The organism is Neorhizobium descurainiae (assembly GCF_051400715.1).
GTDB lineage: Bacteria > Pseudomonadota > Alphaproteobacteria > Rhizobiales > Rhizobiaceae > Neorhizobium.
On record NZ_JBLFFK010000008.1, the window covers coordinates 69488 to 83804 of the forward strand.

17 protein-coding genes and 1 tRNA gene are annotated in these 14317 nt (G+C 62.0%); 7 read left to right on the plus strand and 11 right to left on the minus strand.

Features of this window, described 5'->3' with window-relative positions:
* Positions 1-59: 59 nt before the first annotated feature.
* Positions 60-323 (plus strand): hypothetical protein, encoded by a 264-nt coding sequence (locus ACMGE0_RS15675; RefSeq protein WP_436816804.1) that lies wholly within the window; start codon positions 60-62, stop codon positions 321-323.
* 48 nt (positions 324-371) lie between these two features.
* Here ACMGE0_RS15675 and ACMGE0_RS15680 read toward each other — a convergent pair.
* Positions 372-447: transfer RNA gene (locus ACMGE0_RS15680), tRNA-Ala, on the minus strand.
* 157 nt (positions 448-604) lie between these two features.
* Entirely contained in the window at positions 605-991 is a 387-nt protein-coding gene (locus tag ACMGE0_RS15685; protein WP_436816805.1) for a TIGR02300 family protein, read from the minus strand.
* A 204-nt stretch (positions 992-1195) separates the two neighbouring features.
* On the opposite strand from ACMGE0_RS15685, the gene ACMGE0_RS15690 reads away from it, so the two are divergent.
* The 3 genes from ACMGE0_RS15690 to rpsA all read left to right on the plus strand — a co-directional run bounded on the left by ACMGE0_RS15690 (position 1196) and on the right by rpsA (position 4358).
* The gene (locus ACMGE0_RS15690) at positions 1196-1837 is read left to right on the plus strand and encodes an FMN-binding negative transcriptional regulator (RefSeq protein ID WP_436816806.1); all 642 of its coding nucleotides are present in this window, start codon (positions 1196-1198) and stop codon (positions 1835-1837) included.
* Between the two features lie 22 nt (positions 1838-1859).
* Positions 1860-2489, plus strand: a complete 630-nt coding sequence (cmk, locus tag ACMGE0_RS15695; RefSeq protein ID WP_436816807.1) for a (d)CMP kinase — start codon at positions 1860-1862, stop codon at positions 2487-2489.
* A 162-nt stretch (positions 2490-2651) separates the two neighbouring features.
* Positions 2652-4358: a 30S ribosomal protein S1 gene (gene rpsA, locus ACMGE0_RS15700; protein ID WP_436816808.1), complete on the plus strand. Its 1707-nt coding sequence runs from the start codon at positions 2652-2654 to the stop codon at positions 4356-4358.
* A gap of 226 nt (positions 4359-4584) precedes the next feature.
* Here the strand turns inward: rpsA and ACMGE0_RS15705 are convergent, their stop codons facing one another.
* Both ACMGE0_RS15705 and ACMGE0_RS15710 read right to left on the minus strand, forming a co-directional pair.
* Positions 4585-5790 carry an MFS transporter gene (locus tag ACMGE0_RS15705; protein ID WP_436816809.1) on the minus strand — a complete coding sequence of 402 codons (1206 nt, stop codon included), beginning with the start codon at positions 5788-5790 and terminating at the stop codon, positions 4585-4587.
* 45 nt (positions 5791-5835) lie between these two features.
* Positions 5836-6456 (minus strand): TetR/AcrR family transcriptional regulator, encoded by a 621-nt coding sequence (locus tag ACMGE0_RS15710; RefSeq protein ID WP_436816810.1) that lies wholly within the window; start codon positions 6454-6456, stop codon positions 5836-5838.
* 188 nt (positions 6457-6644) lie between these two features.
* Between ACMGE0_RS15710 and ACMGE0_RS15715 the strand changes: the two genes are divergently transcribed.
* Positions 6645-6815, plus strand: coding sequence for a hypothetical protein (locus ACMGE0_RS15715; protein ID WP_200814074.1), 171 nt, complete (start codon positions 6645-6647; stop codon positions 6813-6815).
* A gap of 193 nt (positions 6816-7008) precedes the next feature.
* Positions 7009-8220 carry an MFS transporter gene (locus tag ACMGE0_RS15720; protein WP_436816811.1) on the plus strand — a complete coding sequence of 404 codons (1212 nt, stop codon included), beginning with the start codon at positions 7009-7011 and terminating at the stop codon, positions 8218-8220.
* 50 nt (positions 8221-8270) lie between these two features.
* On the opposite strand, the gene ACMGE0_RS15725 is transcribed toward ACMGE0_RS15720, so the two are convergent.
* The 6 genes from ACMGE0_RS15725 to ACMGE0_RS15750 form a co-directional block, all read right to left on the minus strand.
* Entirely contained in the window at positions 8271-9386 is a 1116-nt protein-coding gene (locus ACMGE0_RS15725) for a TRAP transporter substrate-binding protein (RefSeq protein WP_436816812.1), read from the minus strand.
* 194 nt (positions 9387-9580) lie between these two features.
* A complete protein-coding gene (locus ACMGE0_RS15730) occupies positions 9581-9799 on the minus strand; it encodes a hypothetical protein (RefSeq protein ID WP_436816813.1) in 219 nt (72 codons plus the stop codon).
* A 42-nt stretch (positions 9800-9841) separates the two neighbouring features.
* Positions 9842-10078, minus strand: coding sequence for a 30S ribosomal protein S21 (gene rpsU / locus ACMGE0_RS15735; protein WP_436816814.1), 237 nt, complete (start codon positions 10076-10078; stop codon positions 9842-9844).
* A gap of 46 nt (positions 10079-10124) precedes the next feature.
* Positions 10125-10409, minus strand: coding sequence for a cold-shock protein (locus ACMGE0_RS15740; RefSeq protein ID WP_436816815.1), 285 nt, complete (start codon positions 10407-10409; stop codon positions 10125-10127).
* Between the two features lie 125 nt (positions 10410-10534).
* A complete protein-coding gene (locus ACMGE0_RS15745; protein ID WP_436816816.1) occupies positions 10535-10744 on the minus strand; it encodes a cold-shock protein in 210 nt (69 codons plus the stop codon).
* Between the two features lie 361 nt (positions 10745-11105).
* Positions 11106-12224, minus strand: a complete 1119-nt coding sequence (locus ACMGE0_RS15750; protein WP_436816817.1) for a TRAP transporter substrate-binding protein — start codon at positions 12222-12224, stop codon at positions 11106-11108.
* A 240-nt stretch (positions 12225-12464) separates the two neighbouring features.
* Between ACMGE0_RS15750 and mbfA the strand changes: the two genes are divergently transcribed.
* Positions 12465-13448, plus strand: a complete 984-nt coding sequence (gene mbfA / locus ACMGE0_RS15755; protein ID WP_436816818.1) for an iron exporter MbfA — start codon at positions 12465-12467, stop codon at positions 13446-13448.
* Between the two features lie 178 nt (positions 13449-13626).
* On the opposite strand, the gene ACMGE0_RS15760 is transcribed toward mbfA, so the two are convergent.
* On the minus strand, positions 13627-14238 hold the full coding sequence (locus ACMGE0_RS15760) for a transglutaminase-like cysteine peptidase (RefSeq protein WP_436816819.1): 612 nt from the start codon (positions 14236-14238) through the stop codon (positions 13627-13629).
* Positions 14239-14317: the final 79 nt, after the last annotated feature.

A 14317-nucleotide genomic window follows, 5' to 3' on the forward strand; every position in this document is an offset into this window, starting at 1 on the left:
GGGCGGGCTTGTCGAACTTTCCGCCATCCTTGGCGTTACCAATGGATGAGGAGGCGCATATGGTCGCTCTGTTCTTCATTCTGGCGTGCATCGCGGCTTTGGCCGCCGTATTCACGGTCGTCATCCGACAGATGGCCAAGGCGCATCGGCGGCATTATCTCGAAGAGGTCGCGATCGACGATCTTGCATGCCCATCGCAGCCCGGAATGGAACGCAAGGTCGCGTCCAAGCCGCGGCCTCGGATGCGTTCTGCCGGATCGCACCGCAGGCGGATCGCTCGCGCGCTGGCAGGTCGTCTGCATTCCGCGCTGATCATGCGATAGCCGCGCCCGGTTTCCCGGATTTCCGCATGTATTCGTTTGGGAGGGAATTGGTGGAGCTAAGCGGGATCGAACCGCTGACCTCTTGCATGCCATGCAAGCGCTCTCCCAGCTGAGCTATAGCCCCATCAGGGTGGTCCGGTATTTCCGGTCCTGGGAAGCTCCGGGGCGCTGCGCCTCGCGGAGTGGCGGCTTATTACTTCCGGTTTTCGGAGAGTGCAAGCCGAATTTTGTCTGCCCGGCAATTTTTATGGAATTGCCGGGCCTTAACCATGGAAATCCGATCAGACCTCGTCGTCGTCGCCCGTCACGCCGATGATGCCCGACATATCGTCGTCTTCATCGTCTTCGTCGGCTTCGAGGAACGTATCGTCTTCATCGTCGCCGAGATCGACATCGTCGTCGCCCATATCCGGCAGGTCGTCGCCGCCGGCAGCCTCGTCGCCTTCTTCGAGCGAAACGAGTTCGACTTCCGGATTTTCGGTATCGACTTCCTGGACGTCTTCCTCCTCTGCCTGTTCCATCTTCACAGCCGCGCTGTTCTCTTCGAAGAAGGAGAGCGGCCAGGATTTGCCGGTATAGGGGGAAACGACCGGGTCGCGGTTCAGATCATAGAACTTCTTGCCGGTATCGGGGTCGGTGCGCTTGGTTCCGAGTTCCGCTTTTGCCACAGTCAGAGCCTCATGAGGATGGCCGAATAGATCGGCATGCCGCGTCGTGCGGCCTTATAGGGTGAAAAATCTAAGCCGGTCCCCATAAGGCCTGCGCCCCTTGATGTCAAAGACAAACTTTCATGGATTCCATCAAGGCTCTGCGGGTGATCGTCCGCCCGCTTTGTGGTAAGCACCACACGTCATGATCGAAGGAGGCGCCCCATGTACCAACCACCGCATTTCCGGGAAGAGGATCTCGGCACCCAGCATGCGCTGGTCCGTGCGCATCCGCTCGGTCTCCTGGTCACCGCGGGCAGTTCCGGCCTGCTTGCCAATCCGGTGCCGTTCCATCTGGATTCCCAGGCTTCCGAAAAGGGGACGCTGAGGCTGCACCTCGCCCGCGCCAACGGCCAATGGAAGGATATCCGCGACGGCGCATCCGTGCTTGCCGTCTTCCAGGGAGCGGATTCCTATGTGACGCCCTCCTGGTATCAGACGAAGCGCGAGACCGGGAAGGTCGTGCCGACCTGGAATTACGCGATCGTGCAGGCGCGGGGGCCTGCACGCATCGTCGAGGATGCCGACTGGCTGCTCGCCCAGATCAATGCCATCACCGGCCAGCACGAGGGCGGTCGCGCTACGCCATGGGCGGTCAGCGACGCGCCGGAGGATTTCATCCGCGCGCAATTGAAGGGCATTGTCGGCGTCGAGATCGAGATCGCCGAGATCGACGGTAAGTGGAAGGTCAGCCAGAACCGCCCGGCCGGAGATCGCCAAGGTGTTGCGGCGGGACTTGATGAAATGCCTGGACAAGGACATATGGCGGAACTTGTCCGCCACTATGGCGCTATGCGCAACACTTGAGTTTGGGAAATTGACGCCTGCAATGATCATCGCCATCGACGGACCTGCTGCGGCCGGCAAGGGCACGCTTTCCCGCCGGATCGCCGAGGAATATGGCTTCCATCATCTCGATACGGGGCTCACCTACCGCGCCACCGCCAAGGCGCTGATCGATGCCGGCCTGCCGCTGGACGACGAGAAGATCGCCGAGAAAATAGCCAGGGGGATTGAATTGGCGGGTCTCGATCGCGACATATTATCCAGCCACGCCATCGGCGAGGCGGCTTCGAAGATTGCCGTCATGCCGTCCGTGCGGCGAGCGCTGGTAGAGGCGCAACGCGCTTTTTCCAGGAAGAAGCCGGGAACGGTGCTGGATGGCCGGGATATCGGCACGGTCGTCTGTCCCGGTGCGCCGGTCAAGCTCTACGTCACCGCTTCGCCCGAGGTGAGGGCGAGGCGCCGCTACGACGAAATCGTTGCGGGTGGCGAGGGCGCCGATTACGCAGCGATCTTCGCCGACGTGAAGAAGCGCGACGAGCGTGACATGGGCCGCGCCGACAGCCCGCTCAGGCCCGCGGAGGATGCGCACTTGCTTGATACCTCGGAAATGAGTATAGAGGCCGCGTTTCAGGCGGCGAAGTCGATCATCGACGCCGCCCTGAAGAAGGATTGACGATGTGAGCCGGCTGAGGCCGGCTTCGTCTTAGAGAATAGCTTGATGCTCGGTCCCCGCGCCGGATTTGCCTCCGAAACAGGGAGGCGGACATGATGCTCAGGCAGGTACAACTCGAACCACCGGCGCATACGTGCCTTCAGAGGCACTCTAGGAGATTTCATGGCAGTATCTAACCCCACGCGGGAGGACTTCGCAGCCCTCCTCGAAGAGTCCTTTTCCAAGACCGATCTCGCCGAAGGCTATGTCGCCAAGGGCATCGTGACGGCGATCGAAAAGGACGTCGCGGTCGTTGACGTCGGCCTCAAGGTCGAAGGTCGCATCGCGCTGAAGGAATTCGGCGCCAAGGGCAAGGACGGTTCGCTGAAGGTCGGCGACGAAGTCGAAGTTTACGTCGAGCGCATCGAAAACGCACTCGGCGAAGCTGTTCTCTCGCGCGAAAAGGCTCGCCGCGAAGAAAGCTGGGTCAAGCTCGAAGCCAAGTTCGAGGCCGGCGAGCGCGTCGAAGGCGTCATCTTCAACCAGGTCAAGGGTGGCTTCACCGTCGATCTCGACGGCGCCGTCGCCTTCCTGCCGCGTTCGCAGGTCGACATTCGTCCGATTCGCGACGTCACGCCGCTCATGCACAACCCGCAGCCCTTCGAAATCCTCAAGATGGACAAGCGCCGCGGCAACATCGTCGTTTCGCGCCGTACGGTTCTCGAAGAGTCCCGCGCCGAGCAGCGTTCTGAAATCGTTCAGAACCTCGAAGAAGGCCAGGTTGTCGACGGCGTGGTCAAGAACATCACCGATTACGGTGCGTTCGTCGACCTCGGCGGCATCGACGGCCTGCTGCACGTCACCGACATGGCATGGCGCCGCGTCAACCATCCGTCGGAAATCCTGAACATCGGCCAGCAGGTCAAGGTTCAGATCATCCGCATCAACCAGGAAACCCACCGCATCTCGCTCGGCATGAAGCAGCTCGAGTCCGATCCGTGGGATGGCATCTCGGCCAAGTATCCGGTCGGCAAGAAGATTTCCGGTACCGTCACGAACATCACCGACTACGGTGCGTTCGTCGAGCTGGAGCCGGGCATCGAAGGCCTGATCCATATTTCCGAAATGTCCTGGACCAAGAAGAACGTACATCCCGGCAAGATCCTGTCCACGAGCCAGGAAGTCGATGTCGTCGTTCTCGAAGTCGATCCGTCCAAGCGCCGTATCTCGCTCGGCCTCAAGCAGACGCTGGAAAACCCGTGGCAGGCCTTCGCCTACAGCCACCCGGCCGGCACCGAAGTCGAAGGCGAAGTCAAGAACAAGACCGAATTCGGTCTGTTCATCGGCCTCGAAGGCGATGTCGACGGCATGGTCCACCTCTCCGACCTCGACTGGAACCGTCCGGGCGAACAGGTGATCGAGGAGTTCAACAAGGGCGACGTCGTCAAGGCTGTCGTTCTCGATGTGGACGTCGAGAAGGAGCGTATCTCGCTCGGCATCAAGCAGCTCGGCCGCGACTCGGTCGGTGAAGCTGCCGCTTCCGGCGAACTGCGCAAGAACGCCGTCGTTTCGTGCGAAGTCATCGGCGTCAACGATGGCGGCATCGAAGTGAAGCTCGTCAACCACGAGGACATCACCTCGTTCATCCGCCGTGCCGACCTCTCCCGAGACCGCGACGAACAGCGTCCGGAGCGTTTCTCGGTCGGCCAGATCGTCGATGCCCGCGTCGTCAACTTCTCCAAGAAGGACCGCAAGGTCATGCTGTCGATCAAGGCTCTCGAGATCGCGGAAGAGAAGGAAGCCGTCGCTCAGTTCGGTTCGTCCGACTCGGGCGCGTCGCTCGGCGACATCCTCGGTGCGGCTCTGAAGAACCGCAACAACGCCGAGTAACAGGTCTCTCGCAGATATCGAAAACCGCCGGATGCAAGTCCGGCGGTTTCACACTGCCGACAAACCGCCACCAAGCTCTTGCGTCATCCTCGGCCTTGTGCCGGAGATCTGCAAAATCAACAAATAATGCCCGGGCTTGCCCCGGGCATTATTTGTTGATGGCGAAGGAAAGGTTGCGGGCCGTTGTCAACAAACTGAGCCCGCTCCGAAGCGCTACTGAAACTCTTCAACGCCTTTCCGTCAGGAAATAGAGGAGGGCGATGGCGGGAAGGGCGAGGCCGATCGAGGAGGCGAGGAGCCAGCCGCCTTCGGCAAACGCCCAGGCGCCGACGGCCGAGCCGATCGCCCCTCCGCAAAAGAAGGTCGCCATGAAGAGGCCGTTCAGACGGCTGCGCAGCTCCGCGCCAAGGCCGTAGATTGCCCGCTGGCCGATGACGAGCGTCATGGTCACGCCGAAATCGAGCAGGATGGCGGCAAGCGTGAGCAGTGTCAGCGCGACGACGGAACCTTCCGGCGCGATGTGGGTGATCAGGAAGGCTATCGCCACGGCGGCGATCCCGAAGACCGTGGCGGGCCGGCCGAGATCGCGGTCGGCAAGGCGCCCGGCGATCGGCGAGGCGATGGCGCCGGCGACGCCGGCAAGTGCGAAAAGGGCGATGCCGGCCTGGGTGAGCTGGAAGGCGGGGCCGGCCAGCACCAGCGGCGTCACCGTCCAGAACAGGCTGAAGGCGGCGAACTGGCAGGCCTGGTAGAAGGCGCGGCGGCGCAGCACCGGCTGGGTGGCGTAAAGGGTGCCCATCGAAGACAGCAGGGAGAAATAGGAAAGCCTGGTCTGCGGCACCCGCCTCGGCAGGCGGGCGGCAAGCACGAAGCCGAGCACGACCATGACGGCGGCCGACAGGAAGAAGACGAGGTGCCAGGAGGAGAAGCGGGCGATGAAGCTCGCAACCGGCCGGGCCATCATGATGCCGACCATCAGCCCGCTCATGACATTGCCGACCACCCGGCCGCGCATGGCGTCGGGCGCGAGGCTCGCGGCGAAGGGCACGATCATCTGGACGGCGGTGGAGCCGAGGCCGATCGCCAGCGACGCGGCAAGAAAGGGCACGGATGCGGTCGAAAGCCCGGCGGCGACGAGCGCCAGCGTCACGGCGCCGATCATGGTGAGGATCAGCCGGCGGTTTTCGAGAAGGTCGCCGAGCGGCACGATCAGCAGCAGGCCGAGGCCGTAGCCGATCTGCGTCAGCGTCACGATGAGGCCGGTCGCATGCGCCGGCAGGCCGATGGAGGCGGCGATCGGGCCGGCGAGCGGCTGGGCGTAATAAAGATTGGCGGCGACGAGCCCGCAGGCCGCGGCCATGACGAAGGTCATGCCGGCGGACATTGCCGAAGGTGCCGCCGGCGCGGCCAGTGTTGCAGTATTGCTTGTCATGAAAAGCTCCGGGAGGAGGAGTGGATCGAGGGAGGAACCGGTAATTCAGTCGAGAAGTTTCATGGCGGCATCCACCACGGAGAGGGCCCGGTCGCGGTCGGGACCGGTCTTGCCGAGGACGCGAAGGCCCTGGGTCACGGAGAGCAGGAGGCGTGCCGTCGTTGCCGGATCGACCGTCCGCGGGATCGACCCGTCCGCCTGTCCTTCGCGGATGAGGCTGTCGAACAGGGCTTCGCTACGCGCCATCGAGCGATCGACCCGCACGGCCGCTTCGGCATCGTAGACGGCAAGTTCGATCGCCGTGCCGACCACCAGGCAGCCGCGACGGCCGTTTTCGCCATGCGAGGCATCGGCATAGAAATGCAGCATGCGGAAAACCTTGTCGCGGCCGCTCCTGCCCGGCGCAAGCTCTTCTTCCAGAAGCGCGTTGCGGACCTGTTTGTAGCGGTCGAAGGCGGCAAGGAAGATTGCTTTCTTGTCCTTGAACGCCTTGTAGAGGCTGCCGGCGGCAAGCCCCATGGCATCCTTCAACTCCGAGATCGAGGCAGCATGATAGCCGCGCTCGGAAAAGACGACGATCGCCTTGTCGAGCGCTTCCTCGATCTCGAATTCGCGGGGACGTCCCGGCGGGCGGGCGGCCATGCCGGATGTGGCATCGATGTTCATGGCTGGCGGCCTAGTTTGGAAATGATCGTTCCCAAATACGGGTGCGATTGCGTTTCGTCAAGAACCTTCACCGGCTTTTTACGAGGTTCCGGCAGCGCGCCCGCTTACATGCAAAGGGGCGTTCGGGCGGAACACTCCGCCATTCCGCTGGTTACACCTCTGTCACCAACCGAAAGCTGGAGGCAGACATGAGCAAGAGTGACGTTCAACAGGCCGTGAAACGCGCCGAGCGGCAGGTGGAGAACACCAGCGCCGGCGGACATCTCGGCGGGACGTATTACGGCCAGAACCCCGACGGCAAGACCGCTTCGACGAACAACAATGTCGGCAAAGCCCGTCCGAACACCGGCAGCACCTGACGTCATGACCCGACGAGATTTCTGAAAGCCCCGCCCGGCGCGGGGCTTTTTTGTTGTATCTTCCTGAAATCCGGTTGCGAAAAAAACCGGTCGGGCCTGTCGGGAGAGGGACGGGCCGCACGTCCTTGGGTTCAGGATGGCGTCGAAGGCGTGCATCCGTTTTTCCGAACCTATGGCAAATGGGGGAGTAGACATGAGTACCAATTATCGCTGGGTGATCGTTTTCGCGGGCGCTCTGATGGGCTGCGTTGCGGTCGGCACGATGTTTTCGCTCGCCATCTTTCTGGAGCCGATCGCCACGGATACCGGCTGGTCGCATGCGGGCATTTCGAGCGCCATGACGCTGAACTTTATCGTCATGGGCCTGGGCGGCTTTCTCTGGGGTGCGGCGAGCGACCGCTACGGCGCCCGTATCGTCGTCCTGATCGGCGCGGTCCTGCTGGGGCTTGCGCTGGTGCTGGCAAGCCAGGTAGAGAACCTGTTCCTTTTCCAGCTCGTTTATGGCTGCCTCGTGGGCCTCTCTGCGAGCGCCTTCTTCGCGCCGATGATCGCCGTCACCATGGGCTGGTTCGACGAGCACCGGAGCCTTGCGGTGTCGCTGGTTTCTGCCGGCATGGGCATGGCGCCGATGACAATCTCGCCTTTCGCGCGCTGGCTGATCTCCGCCTATGACGACTGGCGCATGGCGATGTTCCTGATCGGCATCGGCGCCTGGATCCTGCTCCTGCCGACGGCCTTCCTCGTGCGCAGTCCTCCGGCTGCGGCCGACGCCGCTGGCGCGGCATCCAGGCCGCAAGCCGAGAGCGCCGGCATGCCGCTGTCGAAGGTGTTCCGTTCGCCGCAGTTTCTGGTGCTCGCCTTCACCTTCTTCGCCTGCTGCGCTGCCCATTCCGGCCCGATCTTCCACATGGTGAGCTATGCCATGTTCTGCGGCATCGCGCCCATGACAGCGGTCACCATCTACAGCGTCGAAGGGGCGGCCGGCCTCGGCGGGCGCATTCTCTATGGCGTGCTCGCCGACAAAATCGGCGTCAAGCCGGTGCTGATCGCGGGATTGCTGATCCAGGCGGCGGTGATCTCGGCCTATACGATGGCGAGCGACCTGACGCAGTTCTATACGCTGGCGGTGATCTTCGGCGGCACCTATGGCGGCGTCATGCCGCTTTATGCGGTGCTGGCAGGCGAATATTTCGCGCCGAAAATCCTCGGCACGGTCCTCGGCGCGGCGACCATGCTGTCGAGCATCGGCATGGCCTTCGGTCCGCTCGCCGGCGGCTGGGCCTTCGACCAGTTCAACAACTACAACTGGCTGTTCATCGGCTCGGCGCTGGTGGGGCTCGGGGCGGTGCTGATCGCACTCGCCTTTCCGCCGCTGCCGCGCCGCGAGCAGCTTCAGCCGGCATGACGCCGAAACGAAAGCCCGGAGGAGCGCTCCGGGCTTTTCCAATCGGGTAGTCAGAGCGTGCCGGCGCGCTGCTGCGTCATCATGAAGGTGTCGTAGCTGTATTCGGCGATCTGCGCCCAGAGATAGGCGTCCTTCTTGAAGGCCTGCTGGTGGTCGTAGATCTTCTTGAAGGCCGGGCTCCCGGCCGAAAGTTCCGCATAGGTTTCCATCGCCGCCTTGAAGCAGACGTCCATGATCTCGCGGCTGAAGGGCTTCAGGATGGCGCCTTCGGCGACGAGCTGCTTCAGCGCCCTGGCATTATGCGCGTCGTAATTGGCGAGCATGCTCATATTCGCCGAGGCGCAGGCATTGGCAAGGATCTGCTGGTAGCTTTCCGGCAGGCTCCTGAACTTTTCCAGGTTGAAGAAGGCGTGCATGGCCGGGCCGCCTTCCCACCAGGCCGGATAGTAATAGTACTTGGCGACCTTCACGAAACCGAGCTTCTGGTCGTCATAAGGGCCGACGAATTCGGTGGCGTCGATCGTGCCCTTTTCGAGCGCGGCATAGACATCGCCGCCGGCGATCTGCTGCGGCGTGACGCCGACCTTCTGCATGATCTGGCCGGCAAGGCCGGCGATGCGCATCTTGAGGCCCTTGAGGTCGTCGATCGAATTGATCTCCTTGCGGAACCAGCCGCCCATCTGGGTGCCGCTGTTGCCGGCGGGCAGGGCATAGAGGCCGCGAGGCGCGAGGAATTCGTTGATCAGGTCGTTGCCGCCGTTGAGGAACCAGGCATTGGTCATGCGGGCATTGAGGCCGAAGGGGATGGCGGTGCCGAGCGCGAAGGCCGGGTCCTGGCCGATGTAATAGTAGGAACAGGTATGCGCCATCTCGACCGTGCCGTTGGCGACCGCGTCGGCCGCCTGCAGCGGCGGCACGATCTCGCCGGCGCCGAAGGTCTGGATGGTGAACCTGCCGTCCGTCGCGGCCTTCACGCTGTCGGCGATCTCGTTGGCCGCATCGAAGATGATGTTGAGGCTCTTCGGGAAGGAGGAAGTGAGCCGCCAGTTGATCTTGGGCTGTTCCTGGGCGATGGCCGGTGCGGCCAAGGGGGCAGCAAGCGCGGTTGCGGCAGCGGCGCCCATTCCGGCGGTCGCGGCCTGCTTGAAGAAACGTCTGCGGTTCATGGAATTCCTCCTCATCGGGTCCGGAGATGTGTCGATATCGCTCTTAGTCGTCGTTTTGAAAACGGCAAGCGAAATCCGGAGGAATAGTGCTGCAAATGCAGCCGGTATGAACCACAAACGGTGGCTCATGGGCTTCGTTCGGCCAGCAGCCCAACGAAAAAGCCCGGAGCGATCGCTCCGGGCTTTGCTGGAACTCAATGGTCGGAGGACGCCTTGCGCCTCTTCGGTGCGGGGTCCGGCGAAGGCTGGGCCGCTTCCCGTTCGAGGCGAAGCAGCCGCAGCCGCTCGGTTTTCTTTTCCCGCAACGATGCCTCGGCGGCAATGATTGCCCTGGCCGTGTGATCCGTGGCAGCAGCCTTGTCACGCGAGGAAAGCTTGGCGGGATTGAAGAATTCTTCCTTCGTGGCGGTCATGATCTACTCCTTCCTGTGGACGTCCGGGCGATGAGCCGGATATCAGCGCGTACGGGCCACTCTCTTGGGGGCCGGCAGCAGGCCTTCGCGCTGCGCCTTCTTGCGTGCGAGCTTGCGGTAACGGCGCACGGCCTCCGCCTTCTCGCGAACGCGCTTCTCGGACGGCTTTTCATAAGCGCTGCGCGCCTTCATCTCGCGGAAGACGCCTTCGCGCTGCATCTTCTTCTTCAGCACCCGAAGTGCCTGTTCGACATTGTTGTCTCTGACAAGAACCTGCAAGCTATATCCTTTCCATTGCGGGCAAACCCGCGTTGCACAAATTGAACTACTTGCCGACGCGGATGCTCGCGGGCTTCAGCCACGGTTCGCACGCGGCCTCGGAGGACGTTTCCTCCTTCCCGGCGGATGCCGTCGCGGGCGAATCGATGTCGCTTGCGACGATCCGCCGCTCGAAGCTTTCGTTGCCGAAACGGACCCGATACTGCTGCTCCCCGCTGTCGGCGGCGGGAAGAAGGCCGACGATGCGGCATGTCCGGTCGCCGGTGCCCTTCCGCATCAGGCTCGCCTTGAGAACGATGACATCGTCGACGGCAAAAACGTTTGGACTCATCGTTTTCTCCTTGACCCGGTTGGGTGCCGGGAAAAACAAAAAGGCCGGGCGTTAACCCGACCTCTTCCCGTCATTCAAGCGCTCGCTGCCAGTACATCCGTGGTCAGCCGAGGCGAATGACATCCTTAAACAGCCCGGAGATTGTCGGCCGAATTCTTGCCCGACTTACGGTCGCGAACGATCTCGTAGGAGATTTTCTGACCTTCAGTCAGGGAGGAAAGGCCGGCGCGTTCGACAGCCGAGACGTGGACGAAAACGTCCGTTGCGCCGTCATCGGGCTGAATGAAGCCAAAACCCTTGGTGCTGTTGAACCACTTTACGGTGCCAGTATTCATAACGATTTCCTTTCAATCGCTAGAGTTGCCGGACAGTATTTCGTCCGTTTTGATCGATATTTGAGAGGAAATCTGACTGAGCACGGGGCTCGTGGACAAAGGTCGCAAGCAATTTTCGATAACGCCAATATAAGCCTTATTGCCGAATAATCAACATCTTGGCGCAATTAATTTGATCCAGGCGGGGCGCAGGCCGGAAAATTCCTCACCAAAGGCATGATTTTAAATCGGAATATCACCGGAAATTTTCGCGGCGAACGGGCGGGGCTTTGAGGCGGCGCAAGCGAAGCCGCGGCCAGACGGAAACGCCCCTCCCGTCTCAGGAAGGGGCGCGCGAGATGAGGAGCGGGCCTCCGCCTCGTCAGAGGGTGCCCTTGCGCTGCTGCACCATCATGAACGTGTCGTAGCTGTATTCGGCGATCTGGTTCCACAGATAGCCGTCCTTCTTGAAGGCCTGCTGGCTGTCGTAGATCTTCTTGAAGGCCGCATTCTTGCCGGTGATCTCGGCATAGACCTCCTGGGCCGCCTTGTAGCTCGCCTCGAGGATCTCCTGGCTGAACGGCTTCAGGATGGCGCCTTCGGAAACGAGTTGCTTCAACGCCGTGGCATTGTGAGCGTCGTAGCGGGCGAGCATGTTGGCATTGGCGTTGGCGCAGGCGTCTTTCAGCATGCGCTGGTAGCTCTTCGGCAGCGCGTTGAACTTTTCCAGGTTGAAGAAGGCATGCACGACCGGGCCGCCTTCCCACCAGGCCGGATAGTAATAGTACTTGGCGACCTTCACGAAGCCGAGCTTCTGGTCGTCATAGGGACCGACGAATTCGGTGGCGTCGATCGTGCCCTTTTCGAGCGCGGCATAGACGTCGCCGCCGGCGATCTGCTGGGGCGTGACGCCGAGCTTCTGCATGACTTGGCCGGCGAGGCCGGCGATGCGCATCTTGAGCCCGTTGAGGTCGCCGACCGTGTTGATTTCCTTGCGGTACCAGCCGCCCATCTGGGCGCCGGTATTGCCGGCCGGCAGGGCATGGATGTTGTAGCCGGCGAGGAATTCGTTGATCAGCTCGTTGCCGCCGCCGACCGAGAGCCATGAATTGGTCTGGCGCGCGTTGAGGCCGAACGGAACGGCCGTGCCGAGCGCGAAGGTCGGGTCCTTGCCGATATAGTAATAGCAGCAGGTATGCGCCATTTCGACGGTGCCGTTGGAGACGGCGTCGGCGGCCTGGAGACCCGGCACGACTTCGCCGGCGGCGAAAGTGTGGATGGTGAAGTTGCCGTCGGACGCTTCCTTCACGCTTTCCGCAATGTCGGTGGCGGCGGACCAGAGGATGTCGGTGTTCTTGGTGAAGGAGGAGGTCATCCTCCAGGTGATCTTCGGGTTTTCCTGGGCGATAGCCGGAGCGGCCAGGGGAGCCGTAAGCGCGGTCGCGGCAGCGGCGCCCACGCCGGCGGTCGCGGCCTGCCGGAAGAATTGTCTGCGATCCATGGGAATAATGCCTTTTTGACTTTGGGAGATGCCCGGATTTTTGCCCGTGCGGCGCGCTGTTAATCATTTCGTTTCGGCAACGGCAAGAAAAAAATCCGAAGATTACGCCGCAGCGCGGCCATTGTTTGCGGAAATTGCTTTGTTCATGCCGTCCGCCATACGGCTGCGGTCGGCGGAGGAATTCCCTTGAAGTTTTTGTTCCAGAGCTTAGTTTAGAATTATTCTAAGACTGAGGCCCTCATGCTCGCCCGCCTTTTCTCCACCAGCAAACGCCCGTTCTCCTCTCTCGACGAGAGGGAAATCCTGGCTCTCGCCATCGCCTCGGAAGAAGAGGACGCACGCATCTATCTCGGCTATGCGGATAGCCTGAGGGACCAGTACCCGGTCTCCGCCAAGGTGTTCGAGGACATGGCGGAAGTCGAGCAGACGCACAAGAACGTGCTGATCGAGATGTTCCGTTCCCGTTTCGGCGAGCGCATCCCGCTGATCCGCCGCGAGCATGTGCGCGGCTTCTACGAGCGCAAACCGGACTGGCTGGTCCGCAACCTGCCGCTTGAAAAGGTGCGCGAACAGGCGGAAGCGATGGAGGAGCAGGCCTTCCGTTTCTATACTGAGGCGGCCAAGCGGGTCTCTGATGCCTCGACGCGGCAGTTGCTGGGCGATCTGGCGATCGCCGAACAGGGGCACGAGGACATCGCCCGCATGCTCGGCGAAAAGCATGTGACCGAAGACGTGAAGAAGGAGGAGAACGGAACCGCGCGCCGCCAGTTCATCCTGACCTACGTGCAGCCGGGCCTTGCCGGGCTGATGGACGGATCGGTTTCGACGCTCGCGCCGATCTTCGCCGCCGCCTTCGCCACGGGCGATACCTGGTCGACCTTCCTGATCGGCCTGTCGGCCTCGGTCGGCGCCGGCATTTCGATGGGCTTTACCGAAGCCGCCCACGACGACGGCAAGATTTCCGGCCGCGGCTCGCCGGTCAAGCGCGGGCTCGCTTCCGGTATCATGACGGCGATCGGCGGTCTCGGCCACGCGCTGCCCTATCTCATCCCGCATTTCTGGACCGCGACGATCGTCGCGGCGGTCGTCGTCTTCTTCGAACTCTGGGCGATCGCCTTTATCCAGAACCGCTATATGGAGACGCCCTTCCTGCGCGCCGTCTTCCAAGTGGTCTTCGGCGGTTCGCTGGTGCTCGCCGCGGGCATCCTGATCGGGAATGGGTGAGTGGCGACGGCGTAGCCGGCAAAACGCTCCAGTGGAGCGTTTTGAGCTACGAACGCCCTGAGCCCAAAGCGAAGGGCCGGGTGCCGGTTCGGCAGACACTCCCCGGTGCCTCTCCAACAAAACAAAACCGCCCGCAATCCTTTGGATCGCAGGCGGTTTCATGCTGTGGGCGATCGGTTCAGCGCAGAGCGCCGACCAGCAGATCGCGGCCGTTTTCGATCGTCACCCAGCGCCCCGTGTTGAAGGATGCCTGTCGCTTGAGGAAGGTATAGGGCGTCTGATACCAGGGCTTCACCTCGCCATCGAGGTTGTCCAGGATGAAATCGCCGTCGGCGGTGCGAAGCGTGAGGACGGCATGGCCTTCCCCGTCGGGCTTGCGGACGACCGTCATCAGGAGATCCGACAGTGCGAAACCGCGGGCAGCCAGTTCCTTGCGCTTCTGGAGGGCGTAATCTTCGCAGTCGGCGAACTTGGTGGGATAGCTCCAGACCTCTTCCCGGCCGAAGACCTCCCTGTCCGTCTTGGCAATGTAACGGGCGTTGACGGAGCGGTTGATCTGGCGGACGAGGGCCATTCCCTTGGCGCTGACTTTCGGCGGCGGAGCGGAACGGCTCTTGATGTTGCATTCCGCCCGGTACTTCTGACAGAATTCGTAATGGCCGATCGGCTGGGAAGTCACTGCGCCGGTGACCATGGAACCCACAGGTCTCGGAGCCGGCACTGCTGCGCTCACTGGTACAAGTATGCTGACTAGGATCACGGCAAGCCGTGCCTGCAAGGCTCTCATCATGGACCCGTCCCTTTAAATCCTAACGAAAAGTTAAGATTGGACGGGCACGAGAGTCAATCGCGAAGATTTGTTAATATCT

Bases quoted from the DNA above. Each gene is read 5' to 3' on its own strand.
- ACMGE0_RS15715 (WP_200814074.1), top strand. From the start codon at position 6,645: ATGAGCAAGAGTGACGTTCAACAGGCCGTGAAACGCGCCGAGCGGCAG.
- mbfA (WP_436816818.1), top strand. From the start codon at position 12,465: ATGCTCGCCCGCCTTTTCTCCACCAGCAAACGCCCGTTCTCCTCTCTC.
- ACMGE0_RS15725 (WP_436816812.1), bottom strand. From the start codon at position 9,386: ATGAACCGCAGACGTTTCTTCAAGCAGGCCGCGACCGCCGGAATGGGC.
- ACMGE0_RS15705 (WP_436816809.1), bottom strand. From the start codon at position 5,790: ATGACAAGCAATACTGCAACACTGGCCGCGCCGGCGGCACCTTCGGCA.
- ACMGE0_RS15675 (WP_436816804.1), top strand. From the start codon at position 60: ATGGTCGCTCTGTTCTTCATTCTGGCGTGCATCGCGGCTTTGGCCGCC.
- ACMGE0_RS15745 (WP_436816816.1), bottom strand. From the start codon at position 10,744: ATGAATACTGGCACCGTAAAGTGGTTCAACAGCACCAAGGGTTTTGGC.
- ACMGE0_RS15760 (WP_436816819.1), bottom strand. From the start codon at position 14,238: ATGATGAGAGCCTTGCAGGCACGGCTTGCCGTGATCCTAGTCAGCATA.
- cmk (WP_436816807.1), top strand. From the start codon at position 1,860: ATGATCATCGCCATCGACGGACCTGCTGCGGCCGGCAAGGGCACGCTT.
- ACMGE0_RS15730 (WP_436816813.1), bottom strand. From the start codon at position 9,799: ATGACCGCCACGAAGGAAGAATTCTTCAATCCCGCCAAGCTTTCCTCG.
- ACMGE0_RS15710 (WP_436816810.1), bottom strand. From the start codon at position 6,456: ATGAACATCGATGCCACATCCGGCATGGCCGCCCGCCCGCCGGGACGT.
- ACMGE0_RS15740 (WP_436816815.1), bottom strand. From the start codon at position 10,409: ATGAGTCCAAACGTTTTTGCCGTCGACGATGTCATCGTTCTCAAGGCG.
- ACMGE0_RS15720 (WP_436816811.1), top strand. From the start codon at position 7,009: ATGAGTACCAATTATCGCTGGGTGATCGTTTTCGCGGGCGCTCTGATG.
- rpsA (WP_436816808.1), top strand. From the start codon at position 2,652: ATGGCAGTATCTAACCCCACGCGGGAGGACTTCGCAGCCCTCCTCGAA.
- ACMGE0_RS15750 (WP_436816817.1), bottom strand. From the start codon at position 12,224: ATGGATCGCAGACAATTCTTCCGGCAGGCCGCGACCGCCGGCGTGGGC.
- ACMGE0_RS15690 (WP_436816806.1), top strand. From the start codon at position 1,196: ATGTACCAACCACCGCATTTCCGGGAAGAGGATCTCGGCACCCAGCAT.